General features: G+C 74.3%; 18 protein-coding genes. 7 read left to right on the plus strand and 11 right to left on the minus strand.

The annotated features are described in order from the left end of the window. Together OG994_RS10795 and htpG are read right to left on the minus strand one after the other, a co-directional pair. Window positions 1–3,120 carry an OmpL47-type beta-barrel domain-containing protein gene (locus tag OG994_RS10795; RefSeq protein ID WP_407942578.1) on the minus strand — a complete coding sequence of 1,040 codons (3,120 nt, stop codon included), beginning with the start codon at window positions 3,118–3,120 and terminating at the stop codon, window positions 1–3. Window positions 3,121–3,906: 786 nt separating this feature from the next. After that, on the minus strand, window positions 3,907–5,820 hold the full coding sequence (gene htpG / locus OG994_RS10800) for a molecular chaperone HtpG (RefSeq protein ID WP_328853061.1): 1,914 nt from the start codon (window positions 5,818–5,820) through the stop codon (window positions 3,907–3,909). A 150-nt stretch (window positions 5,821–5,970) separates the two neighbouring features. Here htpG and OG994_RS10805 point away from each other — a divergent pair, with 150 nt between their 5' ends. The 3 genes from OG994_RS10805 to OG994_RS10815 all read left to right on the plus strand — a co-directional run bounded on the left by OG994_RS10805 (window position 5,971) and on the right by OG994_RS10815 (window position 8,212). After that, window positions 5,971–6,456 carry a winged helix-turn-helix transcriptional regulator gene (locus OG994_RS10805; RefSeq protein WP_328853062.1) on the plus strand — a complete coding sequence of 162 codons (486 nt, stop codon included), beginning with the start codon at window positions 5,971–5,973 and terminating at the stop codon, window positions 6,454–6,456. 202 nt (window positions 6,457–6,658) lie between these two features. Continuing rightward, entirely contained in the window at window positions 6,659–7,357 is a 699-nt protein-coding gene (locus OG994_RS10810) for an SDR family oxidoreductase (protein ID WP_120330130.1), read from the plus strand. Window positions 7,358–7,522: 165 nt separating this feature from the next. Beyond that, a complete protein-coding gene (locus OG994_RS10815) occupies window positions 7,523–8,212 on the plus strand; it encodes a hypothetical protein (RefSeq protein WP_328853063.1) in 690 nt (229 codons plus the stop codon). A 47-nt stretch (window positions 8,213–8,259) separates the two neighbouring features. Here the strand turns inward: OG994_RS10815 and OG994_RS10820 are convergent, their stop codons facing one another. Continuing rightward, window positions 8,260–10,104, minus strand: coding sequence for a M28 family peptidase (locus OG994_RS10820; protein WP_328853064.1), 1,845 nt, complete (start codon window positions 10,102–10,104; stop codon window positions 8,260–8,262). A gap of 1,674 nt (window positions 10,105–11,778) precedes the next feature. Here OG994_RS10820 and OG994_RS10825 point away from each other — a divergent pair. The 3 genes from OG994_RS10825 (at window position 11,779) to OG994_RS10835 (ending at window position 14,320) form a co-directional block, all read left to right on the plus strand. Then, on the plus strand, window positions 11,779–12,435 hold the full coding sequence (locus OG994_RS10825; protein WP_328853065.1) for a C39 family peptidase: 657 nt from the start codon (window positions 11,779–11,781) through the stop codon (window positions 12,433–12,435). A 293-nt stretch (window positions 12,436–12,728) separates the two neighbouring features. Further along, window positions 12,729–13,622: a DUF1996 domain-containing protein gene (locus OG994_RS10830; RefSeq protein ID WP_328853066.1), complete on the plus strand. Its 894-nt coding sequence runs from the start codon at window positions 12,729–12,731 to the stop codon at window positions 13,620–13,622. A gap of 68 nt (window positions 13,623–13,690) precedes the next feature. Next, the gene (locus tag OG994_RS10835; RefSeq protein WP_328853067.1) at window positions 13,691–14,320 is read left to right on the plus strand and encodes a DUF305 domain-containing protein; all 630 of its coding nucleotides are present in this window, start codon (window positions 13,691–13,693) and stop codon (window positions 14,318–14,320) included. A gap of 30 nt (window positions 14,321–14,350) precedes the next feature. Here OG994_RS10835 and OG994_RS10840 read toward each other — a convergent pair whose 3' ends face one another. Further along, window positions 14,351–14,893, minus strand: a complete 543-nt coding sequence (locus OG994_RS10840) for a winged helix-turn-helix transcriptional regulator (RefSeq protein ID WP_120330862.1) — start codon at window positions 14,891–14,893, stop codon at window positions 14,351–14,353. Window positions 14,894–14,982: 89 nt separating this feature from the next. On the opposite strand from OG994_RS10840, the gene OG994_RS10845 reads away from it, so the two are divergent. Next, a complete protein-coding gene (locus OG994_RS10845; RefSeq protein WP_120330863.1) occupies window positions 14,983–16,419 on the plus strand; it encodes an MFS transporter in 1,437 nt (478 codons plus the stop codon). Between the two features lie 281 nt (window positions 16,420–16,700). Here the strand turns inward: OG994_RS10845 and OG994_RS10850 are convergent, their stop codons facing one another. The 7 genes from OG994_RS10850 to OG994_RS10880 form a co-directional block, all read right to left on the minus strand. After that, window positions 16,701–17,522: an HpcH/HpaI aldolase/citrate lyase family protein gene (locus OG994_RS10850; protein ID WP_328853068.1), complete on the minus strand. Its 822-nt coding sequence runs from the start codon at window positions 17,520–17,522 to the stop codon at window positions 16,701–16,703. Next, complete coding sequence (locus OG994_RS10855; protein ID WP_120330865.1) at window positions 17,522–18,724, minus strand: CaiB/BaiF CoA transferase family protein; 1,203 nt, start codon at window positions 18,722–18,724, stop codon at window positions 17,522–17,524. The genes OG994_RS10850 and OG994_RS10855 overlap by 1 nt, the downstream gene beginning before the upstream one ends. Beyond that, a complete protein-coding gene (locus tag OG994_RS10860; RefSeq protein WP_328853069.1) occupies window positions 18,721–20,886 on the minus strand; it encodes an alpha/beta hydrolase-fold protein in 2,166 nt (721 codons plus the stop codon). The genes OG994_RS10855 and OG994_RS10860 overlap by 4 nt, the downstream gene beginning before the upstream one ends. A gap of 4 nt (window positions 20,887–20,890) precedes the next feature. Beyond that, window positions 20,891–22,840, minus strand: a complete 1,950-nt coding sequence (locus OG994_RS10865) for an SUMF1/EgtB/PvdO family nonheme iron enzyme (RefSeq protein ID WP_328853070.1) — start codon at window positions 22,838–22,840, stop codon at window positions 20,891–20,893. Further along, entirely contained in the window at window positions 22,837–23,775 is a 939-nt protein-coding gene (locus OG994_RS10870; protein WP_120330867.1) for a ribokinase, read from the minus strand. The genes OG994_RS10865 and OG994_RS10870 overlap by 4 nt, the downstream gene beginning before the upstream one ends. Window positions 23,776–23,860: 85 nt before the next feature. Then, the gene (locus OG994_RS10875; RefSeq protein WP_328853071.1) at window positions 23,861–25,207 is read right to left on the minus strand and encodes an ADP-ribosylglycohydrolase family protein; all 1,347 of its coding nucleotides are present in this window, start codon (window positions 25,205–25,207) and stop codon (window positions 23,861–23,863) included. Next, window positions 25,204–26,391 (minus strand): ADP-ribosylglycohydrolase family protein, encoded by a 1,188-nt coding sequence (locus OG994_RS10880; protein ID WP_328853072.1) that lies wholly within the window; start codon window positions 26,389–26,391, stop codon window positions 25,204–25,206. Before OG994_RS10880 ends, OG994_RS10875 begins: the two co-directional genes overlap by 4 nt. Window positions 26,392–26,393 lie beyond the last annotated feature (2 nt).

A 26,393-nucleotide genomic window follows, 5' to 3' on the forward strand; every position in this document is an offset into this window, starting at 1 on the left:
TCAGCAGCAGGCGGCGGACGTCCCGCCCGGGCAGCACGCCGTCAGGGGCGCGATCCGGACGTTGCGGAAGCTGATGACGTCGCCGGTGCCGTGGTTCTGCAGGCCGATGTGGCCGCGGGCGTGCTGGCGGCCCGCGCCGCCGGGATCGTCCGCACGGGGCGGGCTGAACACGGCCTCGGGGGAGTTCACGTACTCGTTGACCAGTTCGCCGTTGCGGAAGATCGAGTAGTGCTGCCCCACCACGCGGATCTCGTAGTCGTTCCAGGTGCCCTTCGGGGTCACCCCGGCGCCCGCCAGGTCCACGCGGTCGAAGCCGTACACCGACCCGCTCTTGTACTGGTCGCCGTCGGGACGGTCGAAGATCTGCAGCTCGTGGCCGTACTTGATGGCCACCCACTCCGGCCGGGGCTCGTCGGGGTGTCCGTGCACGGTCGGGAACCGGACGAAGACGCCGCTGTTGGCGCGGCCGTCACCGGGTGCGTCGTCGCGCCACTGCAGCTTGAGCGAGAAGTCGCCGTACTCGGCGGTGGGAAGCCAGAGCATGCCGAGACCGGGAACCGCCCGGCTGGTGATCGACCCGTCGGCGTTGCGGGTGAAGCCGCCCGCCCCGACGTGCTCCCACTTCTTGAACGAGGCCGGCGACGAGTCGAGCAGGGCCGTGTAGCCGTTCTTGCCGTCCGGCTTGCCGACACCGGAACGGGCGGCGGCGCTGACGAGGCGGCCGTGCTCGGCGTGGTCGATCACGCCCAGGTGGTGCAGGTGCTCGGTGACCTCGTTGACGTGCTTCAGGAACTGGCCGTGGTTACGCCACTCCTTCTCGTCCTGGATGGCGTTGTTGATCGTGCAGCCGTCCGCGATCTCCCGGTTGGGCACACCGCTGTCCACCGTGCCGAACCAGACGGTCGGCCGGGTGTCGGGCACCGGGCAGGCGCGGGGGCCGCTCGCGACGACCGTGAAGGTGACCGACGCGGTGCCCGAGGTGTTGCCGGCCCGGTCGGTGGCCCGGTAGCTGAGCGTGTGCGCGCCCGGCCGGTCGACCGTGACCGGCGCCGAGTACCGGGTGTACGCCGCGCCGTCGAGCGAGTACTCGATCCGGTCGACGCCGGAGCCGGCGTCCGCGGCGGCGAGGGTGACGGTGGCGCTGCCGACGTAGGCGCCCGTCTCGTCCAGCTGGCCGGTGACGCTGGCCGTGGCGGTGGGCGGCGTGGTGTCCGGCGCCGGCGGGTCGACGACGGTGAACGACACCGACTGCGGCGTCGACGTGTTCCCGGCCTTGTCGGTGGCCCGGTAGCTCACCGTGTGCTGGCCGACCTGGTTGACGGTCACCGGGGCGGTGTAGGTGGCGTAGGCCCCGCCGTCGAGCGAGTACTCGACCCGGTCGACGCCCGACTCCGTGTCGGTGGCCGACAGCGTCACGGTCGCCGAGCCGACGTACGCCCCGTTGTCGTCGCGCTGGCCGGTGACGTTGGCGGTCGCCGTCGGCGGCGTGGTGTCACGGACCGGCGGCGCCACGACGGTGAACGACACCGACTGCGGCGTCGAGGTGTTGCCAGCCTTGTCGGTGGCCCGGTAGCTCACCGTGTGCTGGCCCACCTGGTTCACCGTCACGGGGACGGTGTAGGTGGCGTAGGCACCGCCGTCGAGCGAGTACTCGACCCGGTCCACGCCCGACTCCGTGTCCGTGGCGGACAGCGTCACGGTCGCCGACCCGACGTACGCGCCGTTGTCGTCGCGCTCACCGGTCACCCCGGCGGTGACGGTCGGCGGGGTGGTGTCCGTCGGCGGCAGGTCGACCACGGTGAACGACACCGACTGCGGCGACGACGTGTTGCCGGCCTTGTCCGTGGCCCGGTACGTCAGGGTGTGCTGGCCCGGCTGGTTCACGGCCACCGGCGCGGTGTAGGTGGCGTAGACGCCGCCGTCGAGCGAGTACTCGACCCGGTCCACGCCCGACTCGGTGTCCGTGGCGGACAGCGTCACGGTCGCCGACCCGACGTACGCGCCGTTGTCGTCGCGCTCACCGGTCACGGCGGCCGTCACGGTCGGCGGGGTCGTGTCCGTCGGCGGCGCCTCCACCACCGTGAACGACACCGACTGCGGCGACGAGGTGTTGCCGGCCTTGTCGGTCGCCCGGTAGCTGACCGTGTGCTGGCCCGGCCGGTTGACCGTGACCGGGGCGGAGTAGGTCGCGTACGCGGCCCCGTCGAGCGAGTACTCCACCCGGTCCACACCCGACTCGGTGTCCGTGGCCGACAACGTCACCGTCGCCGAGCCCACGTACGCCCCGTCGTCGTTCCGCTCACCGGTCACGGCGGCCGTCACGGTCGGCGGGGTCGTGTCCGTCGGCGGCGCCTCCACCACCGTGAACGACACCGACTGCGGCGACGAGGTGTTCCCCGCGTTGTCGGTGGCCCGGTACGTCAGGGTGTGCTGGCCCGGCTGGTTCACGGTGACCGGCGCCGAGTAGGTGCCGTAGGGGCCGCCGTCGAGCGAGTACTCGACCCGGCCGACACCGGAGCCCTCGTCGGTGGCCGACAGCGTCACCGTGGCGGCACCGACGTACGCGCCGTTGTCGTCGCGCTCGCCGCTCACGGCGGCGGTCACCGTCGGCGGCGTGGTGTCCGAGCTGCCACCGCTGACGACGAGGAGGCCCGTCATGCTCCCGTGGCCGGGGATCGCGCAGAAGTAGCGGTACGTGCCCGGTGAGAGCACCACGTCGACCGTCCACCGGCCACCGTTGGCGTCCGTCGGGTCGGCCAGGATGTTCACGTCGACGTCGGTGTTGTACGCCGGGTTGGTCGTGTCGAAGGTCAGGGTGTGCTGCATCCCGGTCGTGTTGCCGGTGGCGGCGCTGTTCTCGAAGACGAGCGTGGCCGGTCCGGCGACCGCGGTGGTCGGTGCGGAGCGGTAGGCCATGAAGTCGTTGCCGGCGGTCCAGGTCAGCACCTGGGCCTGCAGTTGGCGGGGCTGCGACGCCGCGGCGGCGGCCGGTCGTTCGGTGTCGACCGGCCGCGCGCTCGCCGGCACCGCCACCACCTGCGCGGTCAGCCACACGAGGGCGGCCGTTCCGAGGGCTGCGATCGATCTGCGTAGTCGACCAGGGGGTCGATAACCGTTCATCAATGCCTCTCTCCCAGTCGCGAGGCGCGCACCGCAGGAGCGGGCACCCCCGCCGATGTCGGGTCACCTCATGTCGCGAAATGTCGCCCAACGACACCCCCGTGTGTCCCCCTCCCCGGGCGCACGGGGTCCCCGGCCGTGGCGTCGCCACGGTCGTCCTGTGTGGATGGCCTTCTGCCCGGTCGGCGGGCGAGCCGGATCGCTCGCGTGAACGGGCGGCGTTCAGCGCGGTGCTGGCGGGGTGTCGGAGCGTCGGAGCTGACGAGGCGTCATCGAGCGGGACGGGCGTCGGTCACCCGACACGGCGCGTCGTCGCACCGAGTCGCCGGGCGTGCCACTGACCTCGGGGGTGCCGTCCCCGCTCGGGTCGGTGGCCGCGAGGGCGTGTTGCGCCGCCCCGAGGCCGCCGATCGAGACCTTCCGCGCTGCGGTTCATCTCGATGAAACATATCGATGAGCCCCGACACTACTAACTTGGTGTCACCCTGTCCAGACCTTTCGTCACCCCCGCGCGTACTTTTATCTGAACCAACAAAAGTCACCGTGGGTAGCCGCCAGGCGAGGCGGCGTGGACCGGGCGTGACCCGCTTCCGCGCAGGTCACCGGGCAGGTCTCAGAGGGTGGATGCGGTCGTACGGGCTCGGCGAGAGCTCCCCGGAGGACACGCCGGAGCGCCCCCGGGACGGCCTCGACGGGCCGGGCGCGAAGGAGACGCGGGCGCGCCCGTCGGGCCGGGACGTGCCGCGCCGGTCGACGCCAGGCGGGCGTCGACCGGCGCGACGGCTGTCAGACGGTACGGGTGAGGCGCTCGGCGAGGATCCGGGTGAACCGGGAGGGGTCGGCCAGCTCGCCGCCCTCGGCGAGCAGCGCCATCCCGTAGAGCAGCTCGGCGGTCTCCCGCAGCTCGGCCTGGTCTCCGCCCTGCTCGTGCGCCTTGCGCAGCCCGGCGACCAGCGGGTGGCCGGGGTTCACCTCGAGGATCCGCTTGACCGGCGGCACCTCGTGCCCCATCGCCCGGTACATCTTCTCCAGCGTCGGGGTGAGGTCGTGCGCGTCACCCACGACACAGGCCGGCGAGGTGGTGAGCCGGGAGGAGAGGCGCACCTCCTTGACGCTGTCGGCGAGCGCCCCGCCCATCCAGGTCAGCAGGTCGGCGAAGTCCTTGCGCTGCTGCTCCCGCTCGGCCTCGGCCTGCTGGCGCTCCTCGTCGGTGTCCAGGTCGACCTCGCCCTTGGCGATCGACCGCAGCGGCTTGCCGTCGTACGCGCCGACCCGCTCGACCCACACCTCGTCGACCGGGTCGGTGAGCAGCAACACCTCGAGCCCCTTGGCGCGGAACGCCTCCATGTGCGGCGAGTTCTCCAGCATGGCGCGGGACTCGCCGGTGGCGTACCAGATCTCGCTCTGGCCGTCCTTCATCCGCTCGACGTAACCGCGCAGGTCCGTCGGCTCGGCGGCGTCGTGGGTGGAGGCGGCGCTGACCAGATCGAGGAGCGCGTCCCGGTTCTCCGCGTCGTCGACGAGCCCCTCCTTGACGACCGCGCCGAACTCGGTCCAGAACGTGCGGTACCGCTCGGGGTGGTTGGCCTTGAGGTCCTTCACCGTGGCGAGGATCTTCTTGACCAGGCGGCGGCGCACGACCTGGATCTGCCGGTCCTGCTGGAGGATCTCGCGGGAGATGTTCAACGACAGGTCGTGGGCGTCCACCACGCCCTTCACGAAGCGCAGGTAGCCCGGCATCAACGCCTCGCAGTCGTCCATGATGAACACCCGCTTGACGTAGAGCTGGACGCCGCGGCGACCCTGCGGGGCGAAGAGGTCCAGCGGAGCGTGGGCTGGGATGAAGAGCAGCGCCTCGTACTCGAAGGTGCCCTCGCCCTTCATGTGCACGATCTCGAGCGGGTCGGCCCAGTCGTGCGCGACGTGCTTGTAGAACTCGTGGTACTCGGCCTGGTCGACCTCGTCGCGCGGCCGGGCCCAGAGCGCCTTCATCGAGTTGAGCGTCTGCACCTCGCGGGTCGTGGCGCCGCCCTCGCCGGAGCGCTCGACCTCCATCCGGATCGGCCAGGCGATGAAGTCGGAGTAGCGCTTGACGATCTCCCGGATCGTCCACTCGGCGGTGTAGTCGTGCAGGTTGTCCTCGGCGTCGGCCGGCTTGAGGTGCAGGGTGACCGCGGTGCCCTGCGGCGCCGCGTCCACCGTCTCGACCGAGTACGTGCCCTCGCCGGTGGACGACCAGCGGGTGCCGCCGGACTCCCCGGCCTTGCGGGTGAGCAGCTCCACCCGGTCGGCGACCATGAACGCCGCGTAGAAGCCGACGCCGAACTGGCCGATCAGCTCCTGGGAGGCGGCGGAGTCGCTGGACTCGCGCAGCGTACGCAGCAGCTCGGCGGTGCCCGACTTGGCGATCGTGCCGATCACCGAGACCACCTCGTCGCGGGTCATCCCGATGCCGTTGTCGCGGACGGTCAGCGTCCGCGCGTCCCGGTCGACCTCGATGGCGATGTGCAGGTCGGAGGTGTCGACGTCGAGGTCCTTGTCGACCAGGGAGGCGAGCCGCAGCTTGTCCAGCGCGTCCGAGGCGTTCGAGATCAGCTCGCGGAGGAAGACGTCCTTGTTCGAGTAGATCGAGTGCACCATCAGCTGGAGCAGCTGCCGCGCCTCGGCCTGGAACTCCAGCGTCTCGACCGGGTTGCCCACACCGTCTCCCTTCTGCCTCACGTGGTGTTCGCGCACAGGATACGAGCCGTCACCCGGGCGGCCCGGGCCGACCTCTTCCCGATCCCGCCCCCGGCGGCGTGACGTAGCTGACTTTGCCTCTACTAAGTCAGCTCGGGTAGCGTCGCCGGCATGACCGATCTCCTCGCCGACCGGGACGCCTGGCTCACGACCAACTGCTCGATCGCCCGCGCGCTCGACGTGGTCGGCAACCGCTCGACGCTCCTGCTGCTGCGCGAGGCGTCCTTCGGCACGCGCCGCTTCGACGACTTCGCCGCCCGCGTCGGCGTCAGCGAGCCGGTCGCCGCGGCCCGGCTCAAGCAGCTCGTCGCCGACGGGCTGCTGGAACGGCGGCCCTACCGCGAGGTTGGGCAACGCACCCGCCACGAGTACGTGCTGACCGACAAGGGCGCCCAACTGCTGCCCGTGCTGACCGCGCTGCGCCAGTGGGGCGACGCGTGGGCGGCCGACCCGGCCGGCCCCTCGGTGCGGGTCGCACACCACGACTGCGGCGCCGAGGTGCACGCCGTGCTGCGCTGCACCGCGGGGCACGACGTCGACCCCGACGCCATCGACGTACGCCCCGGGCCCGGCCTGCGCCGCGCCGAGGGCAACTGATCCGCGGAGCCGGCCGGCGCGCCGCCTCCTCCCCCGCCACCGGCCGACATCCGGCCGCCGTCCCCGACCCTCCCGCCACCCGGTCGGCGCCCCGCCGCCCGGAACCTCCCGCCACCCGGTCGGCGCCCCGCCGCCCGGAACCTCCCGCCGGCCGACCGGCGTCCCGCCGTCCCGGCCATCCCACGAGCACCAGGAGCAACGCATGAAGATCGCCGGAAGCACCGCCCTCGTCACCGGCGCCAACCGGGGCTTCGGCCGGCACCTCGCCGCCGAACTCGTCGCCCGCGGCGCCACCGTCTACGCCGGCGCCCGCAACCCCGACACCGTCGACCTGCCCGGCGTCACGCCCGTCCGGCTCGACATCACCGATCCCGCCTCCGTGGCCGCCGCCACCGAGCGCGCCCGCGACGTGAACCTGCTCGTCAACAACGCCGGTTCCGGCACCGGGGCGGACCTGCTCCACGGCGACCCGGAGCGGATCCGGCTGGAGATGGACACCCACTACTTCGGCACGCTGTCCATGGTGCGGGCGTTCGCACCGGTGATCGCCGGCAACGGCGGCGGCACCGTCCTCAACATCCTGTCCGTGCTGTCCTGGATCGCCCTGCCCAACGCCGGGGCGTACAGCGCGGCCAAGTCGGCCGAGTGGGCCCTGACCAACGCCCTGCGGACCCAGCTCGCCGAGCGGAACGTCCGGGTCGCCGGCCTGCACGTCGGCTACATGGACACCGACATGACGGCAAACGTCACCGCCCCGAAGCTCGACCCGGCGGACGTCGCCCGGATCGCCGTGGACGGCATCGAGGCGGACTCCTACGAGATCCTGGCCGACGACCTGAGCCGCCAGGTGCGGGCCGGCCTGGCCGGCGGGGTCGCCGCGCTCTACCCCGACCTGCCCTGACGGCCGGCGTAGGTGGCGGGGTGGCGCAGGTCGGCCCCACCCCGCCCTGACCGGGCCGAGACGGCGGTGACCGCGGGGAGACCCCGGTCGGGCGGTCGCGTGTCGGCAATCCGTCGTTGCCCCGCACCAGAGGGCTCCGTAGCGTCGCGACCACACACTGCTGTCGTGTGGAAGGGGCCCCTCGTGACCGAACTCGTCGCTCCTCAACTCGTCGTGAACAGCCGGATGCTCTACTTCGGCTGGATACCAGCCGACCCCGACGCCGTGGCCGCCCTCGTGCCCGAGGGGCTCAGGCCCGCACCGAACCGCCAGGTGTTCATGAACCAGTACGTCGTCGACGACGAGGCACAGACCTCCGGCTTCGGCGCCTACTCCCTGACGTACATCGGGCCCGACCTGTCCGGGGTGGACGCTCCCGACGGGGTCACCCCCGGTCGGTGGTGGACGCACTACTTCAACTCGAGCCCGGTGGTCCGGGCGTACGCCACCGCCCGCGGCGTACCGGCCACCCCGGGGACGACCACCATCGAGGTACGGGGTAACCGGCTGGTCGCCACCACCGAGGCGGACGGCGTGCCCGTCATCAGGGCGACGGCCCGAGTGGGCCGCACCGGCGACGCCGTGAACCGGGGACAACTCCGCTACCTCACGCAGGTGGACGGCACGCTGGTCAGCGGCAACTACCCGTTCGTGGCGGAGCCGGTCGACCCCTTCGAGGTGACGTCACTGGAGTTCCTGGAACCCGACCACCCGGTGTACGCACTGCGTCCGGCCGAGCCGCTCGAGGTCGTGTGGGGCTTCTACTCGCCACGGTCGTCCTTCGCCTACCCGGGTGGCGAGTCGGTGCTCGACTGAGCGATCCCCGAGCGCGTAGCCACCGGCGCTCCGGCCGGGCGAGCAGGTCAGCTCGCCGTCAGCGACACGTCGTCGATCACGAAGCTGGTCTGCAACGAGGCGTCCTCGGTGCCGGTGAACGTCAGGGTCACCGTCTGCCCGGCGTAGGCCCCGACGGGGAGCGTCCGCTGGACGTAGCCCGGCGCGGCGTCGAGGTTGGACCAGGTGGCCAGCGTGGTGTTGCCGAGCCGCACGGTCAGCCGGTCGTACGCGGTGGAGGTCGTGGTCTCGGCCGTGTCGATGTGCAGCCAGAACGACAGGGTGGAGCCGGTGCATCCGGCCGGCAGGGTGACCGTCTGCGACAGCGTGTCGGTGCGGCTGCGTCCGTACCCGTCCAGCCAGGCCTTCCAGGTGCCGGTGCGGGCCGGCTGCGCGGTCGAGTTGGTGATCACGCCGGAGGTGGCGGTCCACGGGCTGCTGCCGTTCTCGAAGCCGCCGTTCGTGACGAGCTGGCCGCCGGGGCAGCCGCCCGTACCCGTGACGGTGAGCGTGTAGGTGGCGGTCCGCCGCGCCGACCCGGTGCCGGTCACCGTGATCGGGAACGTGCCGGTGGTGGCCGCCGCGGACGCCGTCACGGTCATCGTCGACGAGCCGCCGGAGGTGACCGACGACGGGCTGAACGTCACCGTGACGCCGGCGGGCACGCCGGTCGCGGAGAGGGCGACGGTCTGCGGCGACCCGGCAGTGGTGGCCGTGGTGACGGTGGCGGTGCGCGACGCGCCGGGCGCCACGCTGCCGGAGGTCGGGCTCACCGCGACGGAGAAGTCGTCGGCCGGGGCGCCGTCGCCGACCGCCAGCTGCCAGATGGCGTACGCGATGCCGTCCGCCGCCCGGTTGAGCACTGTCGCGCTGACGTTGCTGGTGGTGTCGCACGAGCGGTGGTAACACGGGTCGTACGCCGCGTTGGCCGTTCCGCCCCACTTCGCCGCCTGGGCGCTGGTCTTGCGGGCGCTGGCACCGGCCGCGTAGCCGGAGGTGGGGATGCCGGCCTGCTGGAACGGGTAGTCGTCGGAGCGGCCCTGCCCCTCGACGTTCTCCTCCGGTTGCAGTCCGAGCGAGTCCCAGTACGCCTTCAGCGGCGCGGCCGTGCTCGACGTGAGCCGGTTGATGAAGTAGCCACCGTTGGTCGAACCGACCATGTCAAAGTTGTAGTAGCCCTTGATGTAGCCGCGCTGGGTCGCGCTCAATGAGTTGACGTAGAAGCGCGAGCCGTTGAGTCCCTGCTCCTCGTCGGTCCACCAGGCGAACCGCACCCGCTTGGTGGTCGTCGGGTTCTGCGTGGCGAGCACGAGCGCGTTCTCCAGCAGGGCCGCCGACCCGGAGGCGTTGTCGTTGATGCCCGGCCCGGCGGACACGCCGTCGAGGTGCGCACCGAACATGACCACCTGGTCGGCGGGGCCGCCCGGCCACTCGGCGATGAGGTTGTTCGACGGGTAGGTGCAGGACGTGCACCGCTGCTCGGTGACGGTGTAGCCGGCCGCCTGCAACCGGCCCTTCACGTACGCGACGGACGCGGTGTGGCCGGCCGAACCGGCGCGCCGGTTGCCGCCGTTGCTGCTGGCGATGCTGCCGAACTGGGCCAGGTGCGCCTGCACGTTGGCCACGGAGATGTCCGGCGCGGCGAGAAGCGCCGCGGGCGCTGGGGCTGCCCGGTCGGCGGCGGCGACGTCCGCGGCGGTGAACGGGGCTGCCGGGGCCGGGACGGCCGGGGCGGCGGCCACGGGGTGGGGGCCGGCGGACCGGGGTGGGAGGTCGACGGGCGGGGACGCGACCACGGGGTGGGCGGCCAGCGTCACCGACATCCCGGCGCACACGACGAACGCGATCCGCGCGCTCAACGCACTGCCTCTCATGAGGACTCCTCGGGGTCGGAGGGGATTAGACAGTGACACCCCTCGATTCGTTGGCGCAATGGCCGTTCGTCCGGAACCGCCGGCATGAACGACTCCGGTGCGGTGATGTCCGGGGTGCCCGAGCGCCGACCGCCCGCCGACGTCGAGGTTGTTCTACGAGGTCAGTCCCGGCCCGCCCCAGCTAGTTCGATCCTGTCGACCTGCCCCGTATCTGGGGCACATGCCTCCCGGCGGATCCGGGTCACATGCCTGCCGGCGGTCAGCACCGTCGCACATGCCGGGCAGCCAGTCGAAGGCCATTGATCAGCTCGCCGCCCCTCGGCATGGCGGCATGCCCCGGCGGACGCCATGCCGTCGATCTCACCTTCTCCACCTAGGCGCGGGAGAGGCAGGAGACCAGCGACTCACCGGCCGCCACCGGCGGCTGCATCGGTTGGCCACGCCCCCGTTGCGGCCCGGCCACACCGGTCTGGCGGATGCTGTCGACCTGCCCCATATCTGGGGCACCCGCCATACCGCCACACTGGCGCCCGGGCCGAGCCGCCCCGGCGGCGGCATCCGGTCGACACGGCAGTCGTGCAGCAACGAGTCGATTCACCGTGTCCGGCGGACGCATTACGTGGATCGGGCCGCGCCATCCCGACCTACACCAGTCCCTATGCGGGAATGCCGGCAGCCTGCCCCATATCCGGGGCAGTTCGACAGCACACGCCCACATGCGCCTCGCCATGCACAGGGGTGGCCAGCGCGGTAAGGGGGCGTCGCCGGCAGCGTGCCCGCCGGGATTCCCAGGCCGTTGCCGACCGCCGTGCCGGTGTGGTCGTCGGAGCCTTTAGAGCTGATGTCGTAGACGATTCGGCACCCGGTCCCGCCGAACGACCGGGTTGTGCCCTCAACGGCGCCCCGACCCGACAACGTCCCGGAAGTTGGCGCCCACCGCGCGCCGACCCCGCCGGCAGCCGGGGACGTTGTCCCCTGGACCGTGCCCCGGCCGGACGGGCAGGGACGCCGTGGCCTCGGCGTGTGCGCCGAGGCCGAGTCGCACCCATCCCGATCATGGTGTGCCCCGGGGCGGCGCGCGGAGGCCACAACATCGGGGATGTTGTGGCCTCGATCGCTCCTCGATGCGACAACATCCAGGAAACTGCGCGATCTTGACGAGTGACCCGCATGGGGAGGACGTCGCGCGGTTGGCCCGCCGGGTGCCCTCGGCCGTGGAACGTGGGGACGAGCGGATGGGGCCTGCATGCGGCTGGTGTCCGGTTCGTCGGCCACCCGGCTGGGCGTCATGTCCGGTTGTGGGGTCGGGTGTGCCGTGGTCGGGGCCACCCCCACGGCGGAATCATGCCCACCCCCGCGTCGTTGAACATGCCGACGCCGGGCGAAGCAGCCACCCCCGCGGCCCACGCACGAACCCCCGGCGAGCACCAACCCCGGCCACCGGCCAAGCCTCTACGACCCGGCCGGCCGCCGTGCCCAAGCCCGGCCGCCGCAGCCCCCGAGGCCGCCCCGCCGCGGGCCCCGACCCCGGTGGAATGCATCCCCGGCCCGGACCGTTACACCCCCGAGGCGCCGAGCAGGCACCACCCCCAGGCGCCCCCCGAATCCTCACGGCACACCCCCGCGCGTGTGCCACACACCCCCGAAACACCCCCGACCAGAGAGGCACCCATCATGCGTACCGATCTGATCCGCAAGACCGCCCTCACCGCCGCGACCATCGCCGCCACCGGCGGCGGCATCGCCGGCCCCGCCATCGCCGCCCACGCCGCCGCCCCCGAGGGCAAGCCCGCCGCGCAGGTCCAGAACCGCAAGGACCACGGCCAACGCGAACTCAACGTCCGCTACGAGGCCCAGCCCAACTTCTACTACTGCGGCCCCGCCGCCACCCGCAACGCCCTCTCCGTCCAGGGCAAGGACATCAACGTCGACGCCATGGCCAAGGAAATGGGCACCACCGAAGCCGGCACCAACTCCATCAACGACATCACCCCCGTCCTGAACAAGGAAACCGGCAAGAACGCCTACCACAGCGTCGAGATCTCCAGCCCGACCGCCGATGAGAAGCAGACCGACAAGCTGCGCACCGACATCGTCGACACCGTCGACGACGGCCGCGCCGTCGTGGCCAACATCGCCGGCACCGCCGTGGACACCGACGGCAACACCCACTCCTTCGAGGGCGGGCACTACATCAGCGTCATCGGCTACCGCGACGGCGGCAAGACCGTCACCATCGCCGACTCCGCCGACCCCACCATGGCCTCCTACCGGATGAGCGTCGACAACCTCGCCGACTGGATCGCCACCCGCGGCTACAGCGCCTCCTGACCCAACCGAGGCGCACCAACACAACGCACACCGAAAGGGCCCGACCCCCAACCGGGGGCCGGGCCCTTTCGTCGTCTCGTCATCCGACGGCGGCGACCCCGCCGGCGACCCCTCGTGCCGTCGCATCTCCGAACGAGCCGGAACGTATTGACAACTGTCGACGCGAGGCCGACCCTTGACGGTGAGAGCGCTCTCTCATCCTTCCGCAACCACCACCAGCCCGGCCAGGAATCTCCGATGCCTTCGGCGGCGGCGCCGGACGTGCCCCTGGCCCACCCCGACAGGAGTCCGAGATGGAAAGGGCCGTACCCCGCGCCGGCATCCGCCGCCGGCTGCGCCTCGCCACGGCGATCGGCGCCCTGCTGACGCTGCTCGGCACGTACGCCGTCTCCACCACCGCCCGGGCCGACGCCGCCCCGGGCACCAACGCCATCCGCGTGGCCGAGTTCCCGGCCGACTGCGGCTTCAGCCACCGGCTGCCGGACGACCCGATCATCTTCCCCGGGCTGCCCGGGGCGTCCCACATGCACAGCTTCTTCGGCAGCACGGTGACGAACGCGCACACCACCCTGCCGGACCTGCTGAACTCCGCCACGACCTGCAACCCGGGCGTGGACACCTCGTCGTACTGGGTGCCGACGCTCTACCGCAACAACGTGCCGGTGGAACCGGCGATCGTCACGTTCTACTACCTGGGTGAGGGCGTACGCAGCGACGTGGTCGCCCGTACGGAGCCGCTCCCCCAGGGGCTGCGGATCGTGGCCGGCAACGCCCTCGCGACCGGGCCGGAGAACAGCATCGCCCGCTGGTCGTGCCTGCACGCGGGGCACGTGCCGCCGTCGAAGAACTTCGTGAACTGCCCGGCCGGCACGATGCTCGAGTCGTACCTCGACTTCCCGCAGTGCTGGAACGGCCGCGACCTGGACTCGCCGGACCACAAGAGCCACATGGCGTACCCGGTGAACCAGGCCTGCCCGGCGAGCCACCCGGTGCCGGTGCCGAAGCTGCGGCAGGTGCTGCGGTACCCGGTCAACGGTGACCCGTCGCAGTTCCGGCTGGCCTCCGGGCCGGGCTACACGATGCACGGCGACTTCTTCAACGCCTGGCCCGTGGCGGAGATGGCCCGCCGGGTCAACGACTGCATCCGCCCGGTCATCAAGTGCGGCCACGACGGACGGCCGCTCTGACCCGAATCGATCCGGGAGCGGGCCCCATGGCACGGGGCCCGCTCCCCTCGGGCGCGAGAGGAGGCCCGATGCGTACGACGGCCGCGTCGTCCGCCCTGGTGGCGGTGGCTCTGCTGGTGAGCGGCTGCGCGCATGCCGGTCCGGCCGCGCGGCCTCCCACGGCCACCACCGGCAACGCCGCGTCACCCGCCGGCACCGCCGGCCCAGGGGGTACGCGCGGAGCACCGGCGTTCAACGGGACCGACGTCGTCTGGCTCCAGCTGCACGTGGCGATGGCCGAACGGCTGCTCCCGGCGCTCGACCTGGTGCCGGCCCGCACCACCGACCCGGCCTGGCGGCGACTCGCCGCGCAGGTCGCCGCCACCCACCGCGCCGACCTCACACGGGCCCGGGGATTGCTGGCCGGCTCCGGCGCGCCCGCGACCAACCCGCACGAGGGCCACGACATGCCGGGGATGGTCACCGCCGAGCAGCTCGCCGAGCTGCGGTCGGCGAGCGTCGCCGCGCTGCACCGGTTGCTCGCCCAGCACCTGCGCGCCCACCTCACGCAGGCCGTCCGGGTCGCCGCCGCCGAGCAGCGGTCCGGTGCGCATCCCGCGGTCACCGCGCTGGCGGCCGCCGTCGTCCGGAACGGCACCGCCGCCCTGGCCCGGCTCGACCGGCTCGACCCGCCGCCCGCCTCGGCCGGGGTGCGGTAGCCGAGGCCGGCCCGACTAGGCGTCGGCCGCTCAGGCCCGGTCGGCGGGGAGCAGCGGTTCGAGGAGCCGGTGCGGGCGCTGGCGCAGCGCGACGCTGACCGGATCCTGGCGGGGCTCGTCGGGCACGCCCGGCCCGGGAACGGTCTCGACGTCACCGGGCGGGACGTCGGCGTTGCCGCAGGCCGGGCAGCGGCCGCCCGGGTCGAGTTCGGTCCCGCAGGCGGCGTGGCGGAAGCTGCGCAGCCACTGTCCGGTGGCGAAGTGCCGGGCGCCCCAGTGCATCAGCGGGTAGATCACCGACCAGAGTTCGACGCCCCGCTCGGTGAGCACGTACTCGTCCCGGGGTGGGGACTCCTGGTAGCGGTGCCGCTGGAGGATGCCCGCCCCCACGAGCGTGGCGAGGCGGTCGGCGAGCACGGCGCGGGGGATGTCGAGGTGGCTGAGGAAGTCGCCGTAGCGGCGTACGCCGTAGAAGGCGTCGCGGACGACGAGCAGCGTCCACCGCTCGCCGACCAGTTCCAGTGCTCTGGCCAGGGAGCAGTGCTGCCCTTCGTAGTTCTTCCCCAGTGCCACGGTGTGATCCTACCCCCGGGTCGGTTCATTCAGCGAACCATCGCTGCTATTGTCGGTTCGTCGAATGAACCGACCCGAGAGGCTTCCGCATGTCGACATCCGCCGGCGTCACCGCACCGACCGCCGTCGCCCCTGACCCGGACGCCGCCCGTTCCGGCTCCCGGGCCCTGTTCGCGGTCTGCGCCGCGACGCTGCTCGTCCTCGTGAACTACACCGCGCCGGTGGCCGTCCTGCCGCAGACGGCGCGGAGCCTGGGGGCGGGCCTCACCACCCAGACCTGGTTGATCAACGCGATCACGCTCGGGCTCGCCGCCACCCTGCTGGTGGCCGGCAGCCTCGGCGACGACTTCGGGCGGCGCCGGATCTTCCGGGCCGGCCTGGCGCTGCTGGCCGTCAGCACGGTCGGCGCCGCCGTCGCCCCCGACTCCGGCACCTTCGTGGCCGCCCGCGTGGTGCAGGGCGCCGCGAGCGCGGCGATCCTCGCCGCCGGGCTGGGGCTGCTCGGGCACGCCTTCCGCACCCACCACGGACGGTCCCACGCGACGGCCCGCTGGGCGTCGATGCTCGGCGCCGGCATCGCGGTCGGGCCGCTGGCCTCGGCCGTCCTCACCGCGCTCGGCAGTTGGCGCTGGTTGTACCTGGTGCTCGCGGTGCTGTCCGCCGTGCTCGCGGTGTTCGGCGGGCGGCTGCTCGCCGAGTCCCGCGCGGAGCGGACCGCCCGGGTCGACGTGGCCGGGGTGCTGACCCTCGGCGCCGGACTGGCGCTGCTGCTCGTCGCCGTCACCGCCGGGCGTACCGGCTGGGTACGGCCGGCCGTGCTGATCCCGCTGGTGCTCGGGGTCCTGCTGGTCGCCGCCTTCGTGGCGGTCGAGGCCCGCGGCCGCGCGCCGATGCTCGACCTGGCGCTGTTCCGCCGGCCGGACTTCCGGACGGCCACCCTCGGCGCGTTCCTCACGGGGCTCGCCGCGCTCGGCCCGAGCACGGTCCTGCCCACGCTGGTGCAGCGGTTGATCGGCGTCAGCGCGCTGGGCGCGGCCGGCCTGGCCTTCCTGTGGGCGGGCGCCTCGTTCGTGGTCAGCAACCAGATGCGTCACCTCGGCGCGCGCGTGGCGCCCACCCGGCAGCTCGCGCTCGGGTTCCTCCTCACCGCCGCCGGATACCTGGCCATGCTCGGTTACGCCGACGCGCACTCCTGGGTCCGCACCGTGCCCGGTCTGCTGATCTCCGGGGCCGGCAGCGGTCTGCTCAACGCGGCGCTGGCCCGGATGGCCGTCACGAGCGTCCCGGCGGACCGGGTCGCGATGGGGTCCGGCGCCAACAACACGGCCCGCTACGTCGGCTCGGCCCTCGGCGTCGCCGCCAGCATCACCGCGGCCTCGAGCCTGCTGCCCGCCGGGCAGACGGGCGGCTTCTCGGCCCACGGCGCCGACGCCGTCCTGCTGCTCGGCGCCGTCGTGGCCCTGCTCGGCACCGCGGCGACCGTGGGCCGGCGACGGGTCGCCGCTCCGGTCCCGGCCGCCGGCTGAGCCCGCCGCAAGCGCGGCGAGCCGCGCCGTCGGCGCGTCCCCCGGCAGGCGAGGCCGACGGCGCGGCCCCGGGCCCGACGGGCCAGGCCGGACGGGCCAGGCCGGACGGGCCAGGCCGGACGGGCCAGGCCGGACGGGCCAGGCCGGACGGGCCAGGCCGGACGGGCCAGGCCGGCAAGCTGAACGGGCCAGGCCGGATGGGCAGCTCGGGCCGCGCGGCGTTCGCGGCGCGGTCCGGGCCGGCGCTGGCACGCCCCCGGGCGAGGCGGCGACGGGTGCCGTCAGGCGGCGTAGCGGGCGGCCAGGTCGACGGTGCGGCGGGCCGCGGCGACCATCGCCCGGTCGGCGAAGCGGCCGTCCGGGAGCACCACGGTCCCCGAGTCCCGCCGTTCCGCCTCGGCGACCGCGGCCAGCAGCTCCGCGGCCCGGGCCACCTCCCGCTCGTCCGGCCGGAACGCCTCGACGATCACCGGCAGCTGCCGAGGATGGATCGCCGCCCGGCCGAGGAAGCCGAGCCGCCGGCCCACGGCACAGGAGGCGGCCAGCCCCTCGACGTCGACGACGTCGGCGTACACCGACATGGCGGGCGGCGCCAGACCGGCCGCGCGGGCCGCCACCACCACCCGGCCGCGGGCCCAGGCCAGCCCGGCGTCGTCGCTGACCCCCAGGTCCGAGCGGAGGTCGGCCTCGCCGAGACCGATCGAGGCCACCGCCGGGTGGGCGCTCGCGATGGCGTACGCGGCCTCCAGCCCGAGCGCCGACTCGACGAGCGGGTGCAGCGGCACGTCGACCCGGGCGGCGATCGACGCCACCGTCCCGGCCGACTCGACCTTGGGCAGCCGCAGCCCGGACAGCCCCGGCCGGCCGGCCACGGCGGCCAGGTCGGCCTCGACGTCCGGGCCGGTCAGCTCGTTGATCCGCACCTGCACCGGCACCGGGTGCTCCTCGGCGAGGAAGTCGGCGACCGCCTCCCGGGCGTACGCCTTGCGCCCCGCCACCACCGCGTCCTCCAGGTCGAGGATGACCGCGTCGGCGCCCGAGGCGACCGCCTTGGCGAACCGGTCGGGCCGGTCACCGGGCACGTAGAGCCAGGTGAGCAGCATCAGATCACGCCCCGCTCGCGCAGCGCGGCCAGCTCGTCTGCGCTGAGCCCGAGCGCGCCGAACACGGCGTCGGTGTCCTGGCCGTGCCGCCGTCCGGCGTGCCGGATGTCGCCGGGGGTGTCGGAGAGCCGGAACGGCACGTTCTGCATCCGCACCTCACCCAGCTCCTCGTCGGGCACGGTGCGGACGGTGCCGAGCGCTGCGTACTGCGGGTCGGCGAGGATGTCCCGCACGTCGTAGACGGGGGCGACCGCCGCCTGCGCGGCCTCGAACGCGGCCACGACCTCGTCCCGGTCCCGCTGCGCCACCCAGGCGCTCACGGCCGCGTCCAGCTCGTCGGCGTGCGCGGCCCGGCCGCTGCCGGTGGCGAACCACGGCTCGTCGACCAGCTCGGGGCGGCCGACGAGGCGCATCACCCGCTCGGCGATGCTCTGCGCGCTCGTGGAGACGGCCACCCACCGGCCGTCCGCGCACCGGTACGTGTTGCGCGGCGCGTTGTTGTTGGAGCGGTTGCCCAGCCGGGGCTGGATGTAGCCGAGCTGGTCGTACCAGGTGATCTGCGGGCCGAGCATCGCCATGATCGGCTCGATGATGGCGAGGTCGACGACCTGCCCGGCGCCCGTGACGTCCCTCGCCCGCAGGGCGAGCATCACCGCGTACGCGGCCGCGAGGGCGGTCACCGAGTCGGCCAGCCCGAACGGGGGCAGGGTGGGCGGCCCGTCCGGCTCCCCGGTCGCGGCCGCGAAGCCGCTCATCGCCTCGGCGAGGGTGCCGAACCCGGGTCGGCGCGCGTACGGGCCGACCTGCCCGAACCCGCTGATCCGGGTGATCACCAGGCGCGGGTTGACGGCGTGCAGCTCGGCCGGGCCGAGCCCCCAGCGTTCCAGCGTGCCGGGGCGGAAGTTCTCCACGAGCACGTCGGCGTCGGCGAGCAGGCGGCGCAGCAGCTCCGCGCCGTCGGGGTCGGAGAGGTTGCAGGTGACGGTCCGCTTGTTGCGGCCGAGCACCTTCCACCACAGCCCGACGCCGTCCTTGGCCGGGCCGTGCCCCCGCGACGGGTCCGGCTTCGCCGGATGCTCCACCTTGATCACGTCGGCGCCGAAGTCGCCGAGGAACGCCGCCGCGAGCGGCCCGGCGAACAGGGTGGCCAGGTCGACCACCGTCACGCCGTCGAGCGGGCCACGGCCCGCGCCGGCCGTCACGGCGTCCCCTTCGCGGGGTCGACCGCGGCGAGGAAGACGTCACCGTTGCCGCGCGCCCCGCCGCCCACCGGTGTCCCGGCGGTCAGTCCGCTGACCAACAGCCGTCCGTCGGCGGCGAGGGTGGCGTAGACGTTCTCCTCGCCGAACGCGTCGGCCGCGTCGTCGCGCGCGGTGCCGTACTGGGCGACGCCGAGCTGGCGGCCCCGGGCGTCCAGCCGCAGGGTCAGGACGTCGGCGCCACCGACCGGCAGGCCGAGCCGGCTGCCGGTGAAGCCGACCACGGCGACCCCGCCGCCGGGCAGCGGCACGACGTCCGCGCCGGCGTCCGCGCCGGTCCCGCCGGTGACGGTCCGCCACCGCTGCCGGCCGGCCGGGGTGTACGCCACGGTCAGCACGTCGGTGCCGCCGGCCGTGGCCTCACCGCCGGTGGACCCGGTGGCCACCACCGTCCCGTCGGCCGCCACCGCGACGCCGCCGAGCAGGTCGTCGCCCGCGCCGCCGACGGCGTTCACCCAGCCGGGCGTGCCGTCGGATGCGTACCGGGCCAGCCAGCCGTCGGCGCCGCCGAGCGGGGTCGTGCCGGGCAGCCCCGCCGAGGTGGTGCCGGCCACGTAGACGCCCTTCGCGTCGGCCGCCACCGCGTACGCCTTGTCCTCGCCCGGGCCGCCGAGCTGCCGGCTCCAGGCGATCCGCCCGTCGGGGGCGACCCGGACCAGCACGGCGTCCTTGTCGCCGGCCGTCGCCGCACCGGCGAACGACCCGCTCGTGTAGCCGGCCAGGTACGCGCCGCCGTCCGGGGCGGGTGCCACGGCGTAGAAGCGGTCCGCCTTGGCGGGATCGCCGGTCTGGGTGAGCCAGGCCCGCTCGCCGGTGGCGGTCAGGCGGGTGACGAACGCGTCGTCGGCGGGGCTGTCGGGGTGCCGCCCGTCGAGGTCGCCCCGGGTGTACCCGGCCGCGATCACACCGCCGTCGGCCAGCGGCACCACCCCGTACAGGCGGTCGTTGGCGGGGGTGCCGAACTGGGTCGTCCACCGCGCGGCGCCCGTGCCGTCGAGGTGGCTCACCACGGCGTCCAGCCCGCCGGCGTACGGCTGGCCCGACACGGCGCCGGAGGCCGCGTACGCCAGGGTGGTGGTGCCGTCCGGGTGCGCCGCGACGCCGCCGGCCCAGTCGGTGCCCGGGGTGCCGTGCAGCGGACCGGGCAGCCCGGCGGGCGGGGTGACGCTCAGCGTGCCGGCGAGGTGCTTCAGGCCGTCCACGAAGGCCGGTCGCCACACGTCCCAGTCGTGTCCGCCGTCCAGGACGCGGAACTCGGCGGCGACCCCGTCGGCGCGGCGCACGGTGTTGTAGAGGGTGGCGGCCTCGTAGTCGAGGTCGTGGGCCGCGTCGGCGGGGTCGGGGTTGGCCCACTCGTCGTCGCCGACGGCGATGTACATCCGCACGGGCGACTCGGGGTCCAGCCCCGGCAGCAGGGCCGGGTAGTTGAGCCGCTCGTACACCTCGTCGGAGAAGCGCTGCTCGCCGTCTCCGAACGCGCCGTATTCGCGGGCGGAGGAGTCGGCCGGCGGCAGGGGGCGGTAGACCGCGGGGCTGAGCACCAGCGCGTTGGCGAAGAGGTCGGAGTGGGCGAGGGCGTACCGCAGGGCGCCCGCGCCGCCCATCGAGTAGCCGCCGACGAGCCGGGCGCCGCGGTGCGCGGCCGTGCGGTACGTGGCGTCGACGTGCGCCACCAGGTCCCGGGTGAGGGCCGTCTCGACGGGTCGGCCCGGGTCGTCGGCGCCGGTGTACCGGGAGTCGACGTACCAGTTGCCCCGGCTGCTCCACGGCGCGTCGGGCAGCACGGCGATCACCGGCGGCACCTCGCCGTCGGCGATCATCCGGTCCAGGTCGGCCTTCACCCGGGTCCACGCCTGCATCGTGTCGCCGCGCCCGTGCAGCAGGTAGAGCACCGGGTAACGGGTGCCGGTGTCGCCGGCGTACCCGTACGGCAGGTAGACGATGTAGTCGATGGTCCCGCCGAGCGCCGGGGACGGCGCGGTGGCCGTCGTCAGCGTGCCGGCCCGGGGCTTCTTCGCGCCGGCCGCGCCGGGCACCGCGCCGGCCAGGCCGAGCGCCAGGAGTACGGCGGCCAGGGCGCCGCCGATCCGCCAACCTCTGCTCATGGGGTCACTCCTCGGGGGTGGGGAGGTCGGCCGCGCAGCGGAAGCCGACCTGGTCGGAGCGGGTGAGTCCGGCCCCGGTGAGCAGGAGCTTCACCGAGACCTCCGGCGGCTGCGGGCCGCCGTCGAAGTACCAGTCGGAGCCCTCGGCCCGGTAGGCGGCGCCGCCCTTGAGGATCACGAAACGGGTACGCCCGTCGGAGTGCTCGCTATCGGTCAGGTTCCACACGAGCGGTTCCCGGCGGGCGAGCAGCCCCGCCTCGGCGGCCACCTGCCACTCGTCCTCGGTGGGCAGCCGCAGCCCGGCCCAGGCCGCGTACGCCCGCGCGTCGGCCAGGTCGACCCCGGTGACCGGGGCGTCGGCCGGCCCCTGACCGGCCGTGAACCGCTCGGGGCGGACGGGCCGGTAGCCGGTGGCGCGCAGGAACCGGGCGTACTGGCCGTGGGTGACCTCGTGCGTGGCGATGGCGAAGCGGCCCAGCGTGACGGCGCGGCGCAGCGTGGCGGTGTGGTGCAGCCGGGGCGGCAGCGGCTTCCACTCGTCGACGTACGGCGTCTCGCCGTACAGGCCGGTCTCCCGGACCCGGTGGCGGACCACCAGCTCACGGCGGCCCGCCTCGACGGCCGCCATGCCCTCGGGCACCTCCGTCCGCGGCGCCCACGGTGTGCGGGTGCGCACCGCCGCGCGGGCCGGGAAGGACGGGTCGCCGGTCGGCGGCGCGTGCCGGGTGACCGGGGCGTCGGTCACGACGACCGCCGCGACGGCCCCGGCCGGCAGCGGGCCGCCCACGGCGACCGTTCCCGGCCCCGAGTCGGTGACCCTCAGCTCGGCGCCGGTCACCAGGTCGACGAAGCGCCGACCGGGCCGGGCGTCGGTGACCAGCCACGGCCCGTCGTGGTCGCCGCCGGTGTTGGCCACCGTCCACAGTGGTTGGCCCTCGTGCGTCCAGCGGGACGCGTACACCTGACCGGAGCCGGGGTAGTCGGCGAGCGGAACCCAGTCCTCCGACCGCAGCCACGCGGCGTGGCCGGCCTGGACCCGGCGCATGGCCCGCAGCACCGCGCGGTCCCGCTCGTTCCAGCCGACCCAGACGCCGAACACGCTCTCCCACACCAGCACGCCGACGCCGTTGAGCCAGGCCGAGTGCAGCTCCTCGAGGTGGTCCCGGTGCCAGCGGCGGGTGTGGTGCAGGACGTGTCGGCGCTCGAACCACTTGGCGCGCAGCACCCCGGGGACCGGCGAGTCGGCGAACCACTGCGCCCAGGACATGGCGTGGTCGCCGATGCGCGCGAGCGGGACGCGGCTCTCCCCCTCCAGCACGAGGCCCGGTCGGACGGCGTCGAGCGCCGCGCGCAGCTCGCCGGCGCCCTCCTTCAGGGTGTCGAGGAAGACGCCGTCGACGCCAAGCTTCCCGGCCAGCGCCGCGACCTCCTCGGCGTCGCTGCCCGCCTCCCGTCGGGTGCCGGTGTCCCAGGGGTTGTAGTCGACGAAGACCCGCACCCCGCGGGCCTGGAACGCCCGCACCACCTCGGGCAGCTCCGGCACGTCCCGGTACCAGTCGAACTGGTTGCGCTCGTCCAGGCCGATCACCGGGTACGCGTGCCAGAGCACCACCCCGTCGAAGCCGCCGAAGTCCCGCTCGGCGGCGTCGAGGAACGCGTCGACGGTGAACACGCCGCGGGCGTGGTCGTAGAGCGTCTCGTCCCACAACCAGGCGAGGCAGACGGTGAAGCAGTCGCCGGTGATCTCGTCGTAGTGGGTGCCGGTGTAGCCGAGGCGGGCCCGCGCGTCGGCCCGCCACCGGGTCAGCTGTTCCCGCCAGGCGGGCCAGTGCGCCGGGTCGTCCGGCGCCGCGAAGATCTTCGCCTCGTCGAGGACGGTCAGGTCGGCCCGCTCGTCGAGCGGCACCTCCGTCGGCCGGTCGATGGGGCGCGGGACGTACGGGTTGAAGCTCACGGTGCACCTCGGTAGGTCGCGTCGTGCAGGGCGTCGATGGCCGCCCGCTCCGGCAGCGCGGTGGACGCGCCGGGGCGCTGGGCGCAGGCCGCGCCGGCGGCGCACGCCCAGCGCAGGCTCGCCGCCACGGTCTCCGCGCTGATCGCGCCGCCGCGCTCGGCCCAGGAGACGGCGAGCGCGCCGGTGAAGGCGTCGCCCGCGGCGGTGGTGTCGACGGCCGTGATCGACGGGGCCGGGATGTCCAGCCGCAGGCCGCGCCGGTCGGCGTACGCGGCGCCGCGCGCCCCGAGCGTCAGCACCACGCGGGGCACCAGCTCCAGCAGCGCGTCGAGCAGGACGGCGGGGTCGTCGGAGAACACCCCGCCGACGGTGGCCGCCTCGTGCTCGTTGACCACGAGCACGTCGACCAGGTCCAGCAGTTCCGCCGGGAGCACCGCGGCCGGCGCCGCGTTGAGCACCACGACGGTGCCCTCGGCCCGGGCGCAGTCGGCCGCCTGGACCACGGTGGACAGCGGCACCTCCAGCTGGAGCAGCAGCACGTCGGCCGAGGCGATCGCCGCCCGGTCCTCGGCGTCGAGGTCGGTGAGGGTGCTGTTGGCGCCGGGCGCGACCACGATGAAGTTCTCCGCCGACCGGTCGACGGCGATCAGCGCGACGCCCGAGGGACCGGGGACGGTGCGCAGGCGGCGCACGTCCACACCGGAGTCGACGAGGCTCGCCCGCAACTGGGAGCCGAACGCGTCGTCGCCGACCGCGCCGACGAAGTCGCACGCGGCGCCGGCCCGGGCCGCGGCGACCGCCTGGTTGGCGCCCTTGCCGCCGGGGACGGTGCGGAAGTCCTCGCCCAGTACCGTCTCGCCGGGGCGGGGCAGTTGCGGCGCCGTCACCACCAGGTCGAGGTTGGTGCTGCCCACCACCACCACGCGTGCGCTCATCCCCTGCCTCCTTCCTTCTCCCGCGCGACGGCCGTCGCCCCCACGACGCCCGTCCCCCGACCCGGCGCCGGCCGGTGCCGCCCCCTCATGACCCGGCACCGGCCAGCGCGCGGGTACGCGCGGCCAGCTCGTCGAAGCCGACCCCGTCGAAGCCGGCGATGCTGCTCGCCAGCCGGTTGCGCAGCGGCGCCACCCAGCGGTCGGGGAGCCCCGACGCGCCGGTGAGCGCCCCGGTCACCGCGCCGACCGTGGCGCCCGTCGAGTCGGTGTCCCAGCCGCCGCTGACCACCGCGCAGATCGACCGCTCCAGGTCGCCCCGCCCGTACGCGAGCGCGGCGGCCACCAGGGCGGCGTTGTTGCGTACGTGCACCCAGTGCAGGTGGCCGTGCCGGGCGTACAGCTCGTCGACCACCCGCTCCCAGTCCTCGGCGTCCGTGGCGAGGGCACGCGCCTCGCGGACGGTGGCCGCGAAGCGGCTGCGCGGCGGCAGCACCGACTCGGCGGCGTCGAGCACCTCGTCCACGGTGTCGGCGACCGGCGCGGCCGCGGCGAGCGCGGCGGCCCACACGGCGCCGTGCACACCGCCCCGCACGTGGCTGACGGTGGCGTCGCGCCAGGCCAGCTCGGCGGCCCGGTCCGGGCGGCCGGGGTTGACCCAGCCGTACACGTCGGTGCGGATCTGCGCGCCGATCCACTCCCGGAACGGGTTGTGCCGCCGGGCGCTCTCGGGCGGGGCGTACCCGAGCAGCAGGTTGCGGTAGGCGACCCGCTCGGCGGTGAAGACCCGCCCGCCGGGCAGCCAGTCCAGCCACGCCTGCGCCACGTCGGCGCTCGTGAAGTCCCGCCCGTGCGTCTCCAGCACCCGCAGCGCCAGCAGCGCGTAGTTGAGGTCGTCGTCCTCGGGCATGCCGTCGATGTTCTCGGCGAGGCTGGTCGGCGCGCTGCGCCGGTTCCACGGCCAGCGGGCCGCCACCTCGGTTGGCAACCCGCGCGCCGTGAACCAGTCGCGCAGCGGCCAGCGCCCGGTCGCGGTGAGGATCTCCCGGATGCCCTCCCGGGGGATCTTCTCGACCGGCTTGCCGAGCAGGCAGCCCACCGCCCGGCCGAGCCAGGCGCCGTGCAGCCGGTCGTGCGTCACGTCGGTCGGCAGCGACCACTGTCGCGGCCAGGTCGCCCGGAGGTCGGCCAGCTCGTCGGGCTCGTCCTCGGCGGCGGCCGGGGGCAGCGCGTCGGCGGCGTCGAGCAGTTCGGCGGCCAGCGCCCGCAGCCGCGGCGACGCCGGGTTCGGCGAGGCGCCGCTGACCGGCGGGGTGAGGTCGCCGCCGGCCTCCGTCCAGCGCCGCGCGAGCGCGCTGACGTCGCGTCCCTCGTCCCGGCTCGCCGCCAGCTCGTGCGGCAGCAGGTCCTCCGGCTGCACCCAGGTGATCCTCACCGGGCCGGCTCCGCGTCCTGCTCGGCGGGGCCGGGCTGCGCCGGCACGCCGCCGGTCAGCCCCGCGAAGCGCTCGGCGCGCCGGGTGAACCGGGCCCGGTCCCGGTCGAAGACCTCGCCGGCGACCGCCGCGAGGACCCGGGCGGGCTCGACGAGGTCGGTGCGGGACGCGGTGGCGACCGCCTCGGCCCACTCCGCCGGCACCGCCGCGGCGCCGCCGAGCGCACCGGCGATCGCGCCGGCCATGGTGGCCGTGGAGTCGGCGTCGCGTCCGTAGTTCACGGCGCCGAGCACCGCGGGCCGGTACTCGCCGCCGGCCACCACCAGCATGCCGATCGCCACCGGCAGCTCCTCGATGGAGTGCAGCCGGCTGGGGCGGCGCGCGCCGAGGCCCGGGTTGCGGTACTCCTCCCCCACCGTGTCGTACGGGGCGACGGCGGCCCGCAGCGCGGGGATCGCGGTCTTCCAGTCGTGGTGCCCCCGGGCCTCCTTCACGACGGCGTCGATGGCCGCCCGGGTCCCGTCGCGCGCCAGGTCCAGCGCGGCCGCGACCACGTCGTCGACGGTGGCCCCGGGGGTGGCCGCCGCGGCGACCGCCGCCGCGAAGACCGCGGCGGCCTCCCGCCCGTAGCTGTGCTGGTGCGCCCCGGCGATCTCCACCGCCTCGGCGTACGCCCCGGCCGGATCGCCCGCGTTGACGATGCCGACCGGGGCCATGTACATGGCCGCACCGCAGTTGACGATGTTGCCCACCCCGGCCTCGCGCGGGTCCGCGTGCGCGTGGTGCAGGCGGGTGACCAACCACCGCTCGGCGGCCGCGAGGCGGTGGAAGGTCACCCCCTCCCGCTCGAGGTCGGGGATGTAGACCACCCGCTCGATCAGGTCGGGGACCAGCAGCTCCACCACGTCGTACGCGTCGAGGTGGTCGCGCTTGGCCGCGTAGGCCCGGACGAGGGCGTGGGTCATCAACGTGTCGTCGGTGATGTGCCCGTCGCCCTTGTGGTACGGCGCGAGCGGCCGCGCGGTGGCCCAGTCGGCGTGGTACGGGGGCACGATGCCCTCGACCCAGCCGCCGAACCGTGCGCGGATCTGCTCGGGCAGGGCCGTCTCGGTGGCGCCACCGAGGGCGTCCCCGACCGCCGCGCCGACCAGGCATCCGACCGAAGTGTCGAGCAAGAGTGACATTT

Source organism: Micromonospora globbae, from assembly GCF_036184225.1.
GTDB lineage: Bacteria > Actinomycetota > Actinomycetes > Mycobacteriales > Micromonosporaceae > Micromonospora > Micromonospora globbae.

Coding starts and splice junctions, on each gene's coding strand:
- OG994_RS10795 (WP_407942578.1), bottom strand. CDS start 3,120: ATGAACGGTTATCGACCCCCTGGTCGACTACGCAGATCGATCGCAGCC.
- OG994_RS10805 (WP_328853062.1), top strand. CDS start 5,971: ATGACCGATCTCCTCGCCGACCGGGACGCCTGGCTCACGACCAACTGC.
- OG994_RS10810 (WP_120330130.1), top strand. CDS start 6,659: ATGAAGATCGCCGGAAGCACCGCCCTCGTCACCGGCGCCAACCGGGGC.
- OG994_RS10820 (WP_328853064.1), bottom strand. CDS start 10,104: ATGAGAGGCAGTGCGTTGAGCGCGCGGATCGCGTTCGTCGTGTGCGCC.
- OG994_RS10825 (WP_328853065.1), top strand. CDS start 11,779: ATGCGTACCGATCTGATCCGCAAGACCGCCCTCACCGCCGCGACCATC.
- OG994_RS10830 (WP_328853066.1), top strand. CDS start 12,729: ATGGAAAGGGCCGTACCCCGCGCCGGCATCCGCCGCCGGCTGCGCCTC.
- OG994_RS10835 (WP_328853067.1), top strand. CDS start 13,691: ATGCGTACGACGGCCGCGTCGTCCGCCCTGGTGGCGGTGGCTCTGCTG.
- OG994_RS10845 (WP_120330863.1), top strand. CDS start 14,983: ATGTCGACATCCGCCGGCGTCACCGCACCGACCGCCGTCGCCCCTGAC.
- OG994_RS10850 (WP_328853068.1), bottom strand. CDS start 17,522: ATGCTGCTCACCTGGCTCTACGTGCCCGGTGACCGGCCCGACCGGTTC.
- OG994_RS10860 (WP_328853069.1), bottom strand. CDS start 20,886: ATGAGCAGAGGTTGGCGGATCGGCGGCGCCCTGGCCGCCGTACTCCTG.
- OG994_RS10870 (WP_120330867.1), bottom strand. CDS start 23,775: ATGAGCGCACGCGTGGTGGTGGTGGGCAGCACCAACCTCGACCTGGTG.
- OG994_RS10880 (WP_328853072.1), bottom strand. CDS start 26,391: ATGTCACTCTTGCTCGACACTTCGGTCGGATGCCTGGTCGGCGCGGCG.